This window comes from Stutzerimonas azotifigens DSM 17556, assembly GCF_000425625.1.
In the GTDB taxonomy this organism is placed as follows: domain Bacteria; phylum Pseudomonadota; class Gammaproteobacteria; order Pseudomonadales; family Pseudomonadaceae; genus Stutzerimonas; species Stutzerimonas azotifigens.
The window spans coordinates 1-10,798 of record NZ_KE384428.1; the positions used below are offsets into that span (position 1 = coordinate 1).

Sequence of the window (10,798 nt, forward strand, 5' to 3'; positions counted from 1 at the left end):
CGACATGGCCTGCTCCTGAGCATGAGTCGCAAAGGAAACTGCTGGGACAATGCCGTGATGGAGCGATTCTTCCTGAACCTGAAAATGGAGCGGGTCTGGCAAGCTGACTATGCCAACCAGGCCGAGGCCATGGCCGACATCGCCGACTATATCGTCGGTTTCTACAACAACGTGCGCCTGCACTCCAGCCTGGGCTACATGCCGCCCACCCGCTATGAGCGCAGGCCACCCATACAACCTATCGCAGTGTCCGAAATTATTTGACCACCACACCCCTTTCGGGTTTTGTATTAGCCCACTCCCGACGTCGCAGAGGTGTTTTTCTTGCGCGCACGGGCGGGCCGCAGGCGCAAAAAAGCCGCAATGTCGGAAGCGGGCAGGCCGCTGTGTGAGGCGTTTCTTAGGCGCCAGGAGCGGAGGGTAGGGGCTTACGGGGAAGGGGTCAAGGCGCGGGGCGGCGGGTGGTTGGGCGGCTGACGGTAGGGTGGAAAACGGCGAAGCCTTTTCCATGCGGCGAATCGCCAGGCTATCTCGCCGCTACATATTCATCGGCGTAGCCTGTCCGTAAATACGTGGGCGGCGGTAACGGGGTGTGACGCTCATTATCAAGTGCAGTGTTGGCAATGAGCGCGTCACGGTGGACAAGCAGAGCGTTGTCCACCCTACGCCATCACATCCCCTCGCTTCGCCGAGGCATCGGCATTGCCAGACGTAGGGGGGAAAAACGGCGCCTTCCACGGCAATTGCAGGCTACCTCGTTAAAGTAGTTCACGGCCGCATTCCTGGCATATTGGCGGATTGTTTTCTGGGTAAAGATCTATATTGACAAGGTTATCTTTTTGACAATGTGCACAGGGGAGCCATCTGTTTTGTAAAAATTTTTTAAGCGATTCAGTCCTGTGTATCATTCGCACGCCAACCGGGTCGGCCACACAATAGAAATTTACAGGGCGATTTGATCCCGTGACGTTGATGGTTCCAACCTGCTTTACGGCGCCGGACTTCATCCAGCCTGTTATTTTGTTTCTTGCTCCCTGTCCTGATATTTTTAGCACGTCGTTTGCGATATGGTTAGTTGTGAATAATTCTCTGCCGACGCGCTGTATGTCTCTTAGTAGCTCTTCGCCATAGTTTTCTTTAAAAAGCATTTCTGAGAAATGCAGCAGGCCAATGTCAACTGCGGCAAACTCTATTTTTGTATCGATTGATCTCTCAGCTTGAGCGGCTAAGATTTGCTCGCAGAGGCGGATTAGGTTGCGCGGTGAAGAGTTGGAAAATAAACATAGAGTCTCATCTATGTTTATTTCCCGTGTATCTTGGGATGCCTCTGTAATGCTTTGAATGGTGGATATTTTTCCACCGCTGAAAGCAATTAGGCGTCTGGATAGCACGTTCATTAGGCTTGCTCTGGTCCAGCGCAGTTGATATTGTGCTATCCGGTCCGGGCGCGCGTCTTTTCGGTAATAAGGCTCAATTTGGTCCCACAGGAAAAACTTGAATCCGTAACCGTTCAAACCTAAAAGTTCAAGATCCTTTATTAGTGGCTGTATTAGGCGGTAGGTGGACTCTGCATCGTTTCCCGTCTGCTCGGTTTCATCAGGCTTGTCAACTAGTATATAAATGGACTTAAAGTTAATTTTCTGTACTAACTTGAGTAGGATTTCGAGCTGGTATTTGTATGTTTCGGTTAGCCTTTTTTCTTCTTGTTTAAGTTTTGGTAGCTCGATCCCCTCTAGCTCGTAGCTTTTTAAAAGGAAATTAACTATCGATTCCATGAAGCCAACGTTTTTAGACCAAAACTGTTTGAATTTTTCGGGTAGGCTTTTTAATTCGTTTATGAGCTCTTGGACTTTGTCTCCTGTAATGTCTCCCAAGTAGCTTTGGATGAATAGGCTCAGCTGATATTTCTCTTCTTTAGATAACTTCTTGGCTACGTCTTGATAGTCTGATAGGTAGGATAGGTAGGATACCAAGATCCTTATTATTATATTTTTTAGGTGGTACTGAAGAGTGATTTCGCTGACTTTCTCTTTTGAACCAAATTCAAACCTGTCATAAGTTACCGCAAGAAATCCCGCTTCATACGCATGGCTTTCTACCATTCTTCTAAGTGCGGTTTTGCCGGATCCTCTTGGTGCTAATACCACGCTTGCGCTTGGATGGCTGGCATCGCCCACCACGGCGTCAAAATAAGGAGGAGGGACGAAATATTGAGAAAGATTAGGCTCTTCGTCAGCATTGGTCTTTGAGAAGGGGTGGTTGGTAAATCCTAGGGTTTCATAAAGAGGCATATATAAACCATTAAAAAGCCCCGCTGTTGCGGGGCTAGGATGTGAGTCTACTAGCCCAAATGCTCATTAGGCGAGGCTTCTGTATCTGTGGCCTTGAAAGATCAATCCCAACTCAACGCCCCACCCGTCTGATACTCAATCACCCGCGTCTCGAAGAAGTTCTTCTCCTTCTTGAGGTCCATGATCTCGCTCATCCACGGGAACGGGTTGGTGGTGCCCGGGTACTCTTCCTTCAGCCCGATCTGCGTCAGACGCCGGTTGGCAATGAACTTGAGGTAGTCCTCCATCATCGCGGCGTTCATGCCGAGGACGCCGCGGGGCATGGTGTCGCGGGCGTATTCGATTTCCAGCTGGGTGCCCTGGAGGATCATCTGGGTCGCTTCGTCCTTCATGTCGGCGTCCCACAGGTGCGGGTTCTCGATCTTGATCTGGTTGATCATGTCGATGCCGAAGTTCAGGTGCATGGATTCGTCGCGCAGGATGTACTGGAACTGCTCGGCGGTGCCGGTCATCTTGTTGCGGCGGCCCATGGAGAGGATCTGGGTGAAGCCGCAGTAGAAGAAGATGCCTTCGAGCACGCAGTAGTAGGCGATCAGGTTCTTGAGGAACTGCTTGTCGGTCTCGACCGTGCCGGTGTTGAAGGTGGGGTCGGAGATGGAGCGGGTGTACTTGAGCCCCCAGCTGGCCTTTTTCGCGACGCTGGGGATCTCGTGGTACATGTTGAAGATCTCGCCTTCGTCCATGCCCAGCGATTCGATGCAGTACTGGTAGGCGTGGGTATGGATCGCCTCTTCGAAGGCCTGGCGCAGGATGTACTGGCGGCATTCGGGGTTGGTGATCAGGCGGTAGGTGGCCAGCACCAGGTTGTTGGCGACCAGGCTGTCGGCGGTGGAGAAGAAGCCGAGGTTGCGTTTGACGATGCGGCGCTCGTCCTCGGAGAGGCCGTCCTGGCTCTTCCACAGGGCAATGTCGGCGTTCATGTTCACTTCCTGCGGCATCCAGTGGTTGGCGCAACCATCCAGATACTTCTGCCAGGCCCAGTCGTACTTGAAGGGCACGAGCTGGTTGAGGTCGGCGCGGGCGTTGATCATGCGCTTTTCGTCCACGCGTACGCGGGCGCTGGCGCCTTCGAGGTCGTCGAGGCCTTCCTGGATGTCGAGGTCGTTCAGCGCGGCCTTGGCGCGGGCCACGGCGGCGGAGTCGTTGGCGTCGACGGCGCGGGCTTCATGGGCGGCGGCGTCGCCGACGCTGTCGAGCTTTTCCAGGCTCATGGCCGGCGATTCTTCGGCGGTGGCGGGCTTGTTGGCGGCGACGGCGTCTTCGGGTTTGTCGAATTCTTCCCAGCTCAGCATGTCGGGTTTCCTCCTGCGTGACCGGGCGGGCCCGGTCGGAAATTGGGTTGTGCGGCGGTGCACGCGGTTGGCGTTCGAGGTTCGCAGGTAGAACCTGCTCCTACAGGCACCAGTGGCCGCTGGCGTTCTTCTTGTGCCGAACCTAGCGCGGTGGGGCGCGGTTCGGTCAATGGTTCGTTGGGTGGGGAGGGGATGAGGTCGCAGGCAGAGCCTGCTCCTACAGGTGGGTGTTTCTTCCCCTCACCCTAGCCCTCTCCCCGGAGGGGAGAGGGGATGAATGCGGTGTTCCCCTTACCCTCTCCTCTCCCCGGAGGGGAGAGGGGATGGATTTGTGCTTGTCGGCAACTGTGGCGTGGGCGTGAAGATGAGCGAGTGGCTGTTAGGCGGCTTGCTCGGCTTTCGCGTTCGCCCTTGCCCTCACCCCTGGTCCCTCTCCCGAGGGAGAGAGGGAGGTTCAGCGTTGCGCGACAGCCCCACTCACTGGCAGGCCTCGCAGTCCGGGTTGTCGATGGAGCACGCCAGCGGTACCGGGGCCGGCTTCGGCTCGGCGGCTTCGGCGGCGGCCGGGGCGGCGCTGAGGCTTTCGTCGATCACCGAGGACACGGCGTTGAGCTTGCCGGTGTTGATGGTCGACTTCTCGGTGCTGGTGGCGGCCAGGGCACGGAGGTAGTAGGTGGTCTTCAGGCCACGGAACCACGCCATGCGGTAGGTCACGTCGAGCTTCTTGCCCGAGGCGCCGGCGATGTAGAGGTTCAGCGACTGGGCCTGGTCGATCCACTTCTGCCGGCGGCTGGCGGCTTCGACGATCCAGCGGGTTTCCACTTCGAACGCGGTGGCGTACAGGTCCTTGAGGTCCTGCGGGATGCGCTCGATCTGCTGCACGGAGCCGTCGTAGTACTTGAGGTCGTTGACCATGACCGGGTCCCACAGGCCGCGGGCCTTGAGGTCGCGCACCAGGTAGGGGTTGATCACGGTGAATTCGCCCGAGAGGTTCGATTTCACGTACAGGTTCTGGTAGGTCGGCTCGATCGACTGGGACACGCCGGTGATGTTGGCGATGGTCGCGGTCGGCGCGATGGCCATGATGTTGGAGTTGCGGATGCCTTTCTTCACGCGCTCGCGCACCGGGGCCCAGTCCAGGCTCTCGCTGCGGTCGACTTCGATGTACTTGCTGCCGCGCGCCTCGGTGAGGATGTTCAGCGAGTCCAGCGGCAGGACGCCCTGGCTCCACAGCGAGCCTTCGAAGCTGGAGTAGGCGCCGCGCTCGTCGGCCAGGTCGCAGGAGGCCTGGATGGCGAAGTAGCTGATCGCTTCCATCGACTTGTCGGCGAATTCCACCGCGGCGTCGGAGCCGTAGGGGATGTGCTGCAGGTACAGGGCGTCCTGGAAGCCCATCAGGCCGAGGCCGACCGGACGGTGCTTGAAGTTGGAGTTCTGCGCCTGCGGGACCGAGTAGTAGTTGATGTCGATGACGTTGTCGAGCATGCGCACGGCGGTCTTGACGGTCTTCTCGAGCTTGGCGATGTCCAGCTTGCCGTCATTGATGTGGTTGACCAGGTTCACCGAACCCAGGTTGCACACGGCGATCTCGTCCTTGTTGGTGTTCAGGGTGATCTCGGTGCAGAGGTTGGAGCTGTGCACCACACCCACGTGCTGCTGCGGGCTGCGCAGGTTGCACGGGTCCTTGAAGGTCAGCCACGGGTGGCCGGTCTCGAACAGCATCGAGAGCATCTTGCGCCACAGGTCCTTGGCCGGCAGGGTCTTGAACAGCTTGATCTTGCCGTACTTGGTCAGCTCCTCGTAGTACTCGTAGCGCTCCTCGAAGGCGCGGCCGGTGAGGTCGTGCAGGTCGGGTACGTCGGAGGGGGAGAAGAGGGTCCACTGGCCGTCGTCGAACACGCGCTTCATGAACAGGTCCGGAATCCAGTTCGCGGTGTTCATGTCGTGGGTGCGGCGGCGGTCGTCGCCGGTGTTCTTGCGCAGCTCGAGGAATTCCTCGATGTCCAGGTGCCAGGTTTCGAGATACGCGCAGACCGCGCCCTTGCGCTTGCCGCCCTGGTTGACGGCCACGGCGGTGTCGTTGACCACCTTGAGGAAGGGCACGACGCCCTGGCTCTTGCCGTTGGTGCCCTTGATGTAGGAGCCGAGCGCGCGCACCGGGGTCCAGTCGTTGCCCAGACCGCCGGCGAATTTGGACAGCATGGCGTTGTCGTGGATGGCGCTGTAGATGCCCGACAGGTCGTCCGGCACGGTGGTCAGGTAGCAGGAGGACAGCTGCGGGCGCAGGGTGCCGGCGTTGAACAGGGTCGGGGTCGACGCCATGTAGTCGAACGAGGACAGCAGGTTGTAGAACTCGATGGCGCGCTCTTCACGGTTCTGCTTCTCCTCGATGGCCAGGCCCATGGCCACGCGCATGAAGAAGATCTGCGGCAGTTCGAAGCGTATGCCGTCCTTGTGGATGAAGTAGCGGTCGTACAGGGTCTGCAGGCCGAGGTAGGTGAACTGCTGGTCGCGCTCGTGCTCGATGGCCGCGCCCAGCTTGGCCAGGTCGTAGCCCTTGAGCTTGCTGTCGATCAGTTCGAACTCGGAGCCCTTTTCCACGTAGGCCGGCAGGGCCTTGGCGTAGAGCTCGGCCATCTCGTGGTGGGTGGCGCTTTCGGCGACGCCGAGGAAGCCCAGCGCTTCGGCGCGCAGGGTGTCCATCAGCAGGCGGGCGGTGACGTAGGAGTAGTTCGGCTCGCGCTCGACCAGGGTGCGGGCGGTCATCACCAGGGCGGTGTTGACGTCCTTCTCGGCCACGCCGTCGTAGAGGTTCTTCAGGGTCTCGCGCTCGATCAGCGCGCCGTCGACCTCGGCCAGGCCTTCGCAGGCCTCGCGGATGATGGTCTGCAGGCGGCCCATGTCCAGCGGCTGCAGGCTGCCGTCGGCCTTGGTGACGCGGATGCTCGGGTGCGGCTGGGCGATCTCGCTGGTCTCGCCGCTGCGCTTGCGCTCCTGGGCGCGGGCCTCGCGGTAGATCACGTAGTCGCGGGCGACCTTGTGCTCGCCGGCGCGCATCAGCGCCAGTTCGACCTGGTCCTGGATCTCTTCGATGTGGATGGTGCCGCCGGACGGCATGCGGCGCTTGAAGGTGGTGCTGACCTGCTCGGTCAGGCGGCGCACGGTGTCGTGGATGCGCGAGGAGGCGGCGGCGTTGCCGCCTTCCACTGCGAGGAAGGCCTTGGTGATGGCAACGGTGATCTTGTCGTCGGTGTAGGGCACGACCGTACCGTTGCGCTTGATCACTCTCAGTTGGCCCGGAGCCGTGGCGGCCAGATCCTGGTTGCTGTCGGTCGCCTGGGGGGCGGCCGCCTGCGGCTTCTCTCGAGTGGCTTCGGTTTGCATCGACGTCTCCGATTATCTGTTCTGGGCTGGGCCCGGGCACTCATGAATTGAACGACCATGCGCCGGCCGTGCCAGTGCATGGGTACTGCAAAAAAATCTTGGGAGGATTCAAAGCGCCTCCCTGGCCTGAACTCGCGCGCGTGGCTTGATACCACTACATCTAGTAGGCTCGCCCGTCCGCGCGCGACCAGCCGTTCAAAACGATTCGCAAGCCGCCGTTCGGCGCCTGGATGGGCGACAGCCGTCCGGTGGTCTGGCCGGAAGGGTGCGCCGCGGCCTTGCGGAAACGCGCATTTCGTGCATGCGGCCTCCGCCGAGGCTAGTGTCTGTTGTCCGTGCAAACCCCAACATGTAGGGGCTGTCGGCCATGGGGCAACACAATAGTCCCGCTTCCGGGCTAATGCAACCTGGCGGGAGCGATGCAGGCTGTGGATAAGCTGTGAGTCCTCTGTGGAGGGCTTCTGGGTAACTGCGTGCAGGCCGCTACAGGGCTCGCTCAGGCCGCTCGTCGAAGCCGGGTGGCCTGCGAACCGGTGTCGCAGCGGCCAGTGGCCAACACTATATGTTGTGTTTATTGCAAGGTCTTTTCGGTGCATCGGCCAGTCCGGCGCACTGTTAGAATGCGCGCGCGGCTACCGGCGTTGTGGCCAAGGGGAGAGACGGCATGGCGGAGCAGGATTCCTGGCAGATTCTCATCGTCGAGGACGATCGACGGCTCGCGGAGCTGACCCGCGAGTACCTGGAGGCCAACGGCTTCGGCGTGGTGATAGAGGCCGATGGCGCCCGCGCGGTCGGCCGCATCGTCGCCGAGCAGCCGGACCTGGTGGTGCTCGACCTGATGCTTCCGGGCCTCGACGGCCTGGCCGTGTGCCGCGAGGTGCGCGGCCGCTACGACGGCCCGATCCTGATGCTCACCGCGCGCGCCGACGACATGGACCAGGTGCTCGGCCTGGAGATGGGCGCCGACGACTACGTGTGCAAGCCGGTGCGTCCGCGGCTGCTGCTGGCGCGGGTGAGGGCGCTGCTGCGCCGCCGTGAGAGCAGCGAGGCGCCGCCCGCCGCCCCCGACAGCAAGCGCCTGCAGTACGGCCCGCTGCGGATCGACAGCGCGCTGCGCGAGGCCTGGTTGCGCGACAGGAGCATCGAGCTGACCAGCGCCGAATTCGACCTGCTCTGGCTGCTGGTGAGCAACCCCGGGCGCACGTTGTCGCGCGAGGAAATCTTCGGCCAGCTGCGCGGCATCGAGTACGACGGTCAGGACCGCTCGATCGACGTGCGCATCTCGCGCATCCGCCCGAAGATCGGCGACGACCCCGAGCATCCCCGACTGATCAAGACCATCCGCGGCAAGGGTTATCTGTTCGTCGCCGAGGCGGCGCAGGCCATGGCCTGACTTAATGAAATCCATCTTCCTGCGCATCTACGGCGGCATGCTCGCCGTGCTGGTGCTGGTCGCCGGGCTGGGCGTGGGCGGTCTGCACCTGCTCAACGAGGTGCGCTCGGACCAGTACCGCGAACGTCTGGCCGGCGGCACCTTCCGCCTGATGGCCTACAACATGAGTGGCATGACGCCCATCGAGCGGCGTCAGGCGGCCAATCTGTGGGGGCGCCTGCTGGGCATCCCGCTGCGGGTGCGCACGCTTGCCGACGTGCGCCTGGAAAACCGCCTGGAGGCGCGCCTGCTGCGCGGCCAGGTGCTGGTCGAGCAGACCCGCCCGCAGGCGGTGACCATCTACAGCCTGGTCAGCGCCGGCGACCGCCTGGTGCTCACCGGCGAGGTCGAGCAGGTCAGCGAGCAGCTGGCGCGGGCCACCATCTACCTGCTGATCGACGAGCTGATCCGCTATCCGGCCGACGAGCAGGCGGGGCAACTGGCGCGGCTCAAGCGCGAGCACCAGTTCGGTTTCGAGCTGGCGCTGGTCACCCGCGACAGCGCCAACCTCGACGACGACCAGCGCCGCCGGCTCGACGAGGGCGACACGGTGATGGCGCTGGACCGCGGCGGCGATGCCATCCGCGTGTTCGCCGCGGTGGCCGGCACGCCCTGGATCGTGCAGCTCGGGCCGATCCACCAGATGAACCCCTATCCGCCGCAGCTGCTGGTGCTGATCGGCCTGCTCGGGCTGTCGCTGATCGGCGTGGCGGTGTACCTGCTGGTGCGCCAGCTCGAGCAGCGCCTGAGCGAGGTGGAGCGCGCCGCCACCCGCCTCGCCGGCGGCGACCTGCAGGTACGTGTGCCGGACGGCGGGGCGGATTCGGTGGCCAGGCTGGCCAAGGCCTTCAACGCCATGGCCGCGCACCTGCAGCGCCTGCTGAACATCCAGCGCGAGATGGTGCGGGCGGTGGCCCACGAATTCCGCACGCCGGTGGCGCGTCTGCGCTTCGGCCTGGAGATGGTGGGCGATGCGCAGACACCGGAGGCGCGGCGCAAGTACCTCGAAGGCATGGACAACGACATCGAGGACCTGGACCGGCTGGTGGACGAGATGCTGATCTATTCGCGCCTGGAGCAGGGCGCGCCGGCATTGCGCTTCGAGCCGGTGGACCTGCCGGCGCTGATCGACCAGGTGATCGGCGAGCTGGCGCCGCTGCGCCCGGAAATCCGGGTCGAGCGTGCCGTCGCCGCGCTGCCCGAGGCCCCGATGACCGCCGAGGGCGAGCCGCGTTACCTGCGCCGCGCGCTGACCAACCTGGTGACCAACGCCATGCGCCACGCCGAATCGCGCGTGCGGGTCGGTTGCAGCCTGGACGCGGACCAGGCGCTGCTGACGGTGGAAGACGACGGCCCGGGGGTGCCGGAAGAAGCCTGGGAACGCATCTTCACCCCCTTCTTGCGGCTCGACGACAGCCGTACGCGGGCCTCCGGCGGCCATGGGCTGGGGCTTTCGATCGTGCGGCGGATCATCTACTGGCACGGCGGGCGTTCGCTGATCGGCCGCAGCGAGGCACTGGGCGGCGCCCGCTTCGGCCTGCGCTGGCCGCGCCGGCAGGGCTGATCAGGCGGGGATCGAGACCAGCGTCAGCAGACGGCCGTCGACTTCGGCGTACTGGCCGCGCAGTTCGACGCCGGTGCGCCACTCGGGCGTGAGGTCCGCCAGCAGGCGCAGGCGGGCGTGGCCCTCGGCCAGTTCGGTGACCTGTGCCGCCTCGAAATAGAAGCGCTGCCGCACCATTGGGTAGAGCGCCTTGAACAGGCTCTCCTTGAAGGAGAAAGCCAGGGTGATTCGCTCAGCGCGGCTGGCTTCGTCCAGCCCGTTCAATTGGGCGAGCTCGTCCGGGACCAGGATTTCCCCGGCCAGGCGCTCGGCCCGGGTGGCTGCCAGCAGCCGTTCCACGTCGAGGCCGATGCCGCGGCAGGCGGTATTCGACGCCACCACCGCCGCGGCCCAGCCGGCGCCATGGGTGATCGAGCCGACCACCCCGGCGGGCCAGACCGGCGAGCGATCCTCGGCGGTGGCCGGAACGCCGGGCCGGCCCGTCACGCAGCGCAGCGCCTGGTGCGCGCACAGGCGCCCGGCGAGGTATTCGGCCTGTCGCTTGCTCACCCCCCGGGGTTGCGGGATGCCCCAGCGGGCGAAATCTTCCGGGTCGAGGCGCGCGGGATCGAACCCGGTGCTCAGCAGACGCGCCCCGGCGACCGCCTCGGGAAACGGCCAGTGGTCGAGCAGCGGTGTGCAGCAGGCGGGGAGTGGAGGCGTGGGCGTCATGCGGCGATTCTGCATGAAAAGGCCACCCATTTGTGGGAGGCCCGCCCTCGGGGCGATCGCTTTT

7 protein-coding genes are annotated in these 10,798 nt (G+C 62.7%); 3 read left to right on the forward strand and 4 right to left on the reverse strand.

Translation table 11 applies throughout. The features are described from left to right. Positions 1–264: integrase core domain-containing protein (locus tag H610_RS24465; RefSeq protein WP_043239451.1), on the forward strand; the 264-nt coding region annotated here is incomplete at its 5' end. A 494-nt stretch (positions 265–758) separates the two neighbouring features. Here H610_RS24465 and H610_RS25650 read toward each other — a convergent pair. From H610_RS25650 to H610_RS0122830, 3 genes are all read right to left on the reverse strand, one after another. Beyond that, positions 759–2,291: a P-loop ATPase, Sll1717 family gene (locus tag H610_RS25650; protein ID WP_152529154.1), complete on the reverse strand. Its 1,533-nt coding sequence runs from the start codon at positions 2,289–2,291 to the stop codon at positions 759–761. A gap of 101 nt (positions 2,292–2,392) precedes the next feature. Continuing rightward, entirely contained in the window at positions 2,393–3,643 is a 1,251-nt protein-coding gene (locus tag H610_RS0122825) for a ribonucleotide-diphosphate reductase subunit beta (RefSeq protein ID WP_028241826.1), read from the reverse strand. A gap of 477 nt (positions 3,644–4,120) precedes the next feature. Further along, the gene (locus H610_RS0122830; RefSeq protein ID WP_028241827.1) at positions 4,121–7,027 is read right to left on the reverse strand and encodes a ribonucleoside-diphosphate reductase subunit alpha; all 2,907 of its coding nucleotides are present in this window, start codon (positions 7,025–7,027) and stop codon (positions 4,121–4,123) included. Positions 7,028–7,691: 664 nt separating this feature from the next. Here H610_RS0122830 and H610_RS0122835 point away from each other — a divergent pair. Both H610_RS0122835 and H610_RS0122840 read left to right on the forward strand, forming a co-directional pair. Further along, positions 7,692–8,420, forward strand: a complete 729-nt coding sequence (locus H610_RS0122835; RefSeq protein WP_028241828.1) for a response regulator — start codon at positions 7,692–7,694, stop codon at positions 8,418–8,420. A gap of 4 nt (positions 8,421–8,424) precedes the next feature. Continuing rightward, on the forward strand, positions 8,425–10,023 hold the full coding sequence (locus tag H610_RS0122840; protein ID WP_028241829.1) for an ATP-binding protein: 1,599 nt from the start codon (positions 8,425–8,427) through the stop codon (positions 10,021–10,023). Here H610_RS0122840 and H610_RS0122845 read toward each other — a convergent pair whose 3' ends face one another. Beyond that, entirely contained in the window at positions 10,024–10,734 is a 711-nt protein-coding gene (locus H610_RS0122845) for a 4'-phosphopantetheinyl transferase family protein (protein ID WP_028241830.1), read from the reverse strand. Positions 10,735–10,798: the final 64 nt, after the last annotated feature.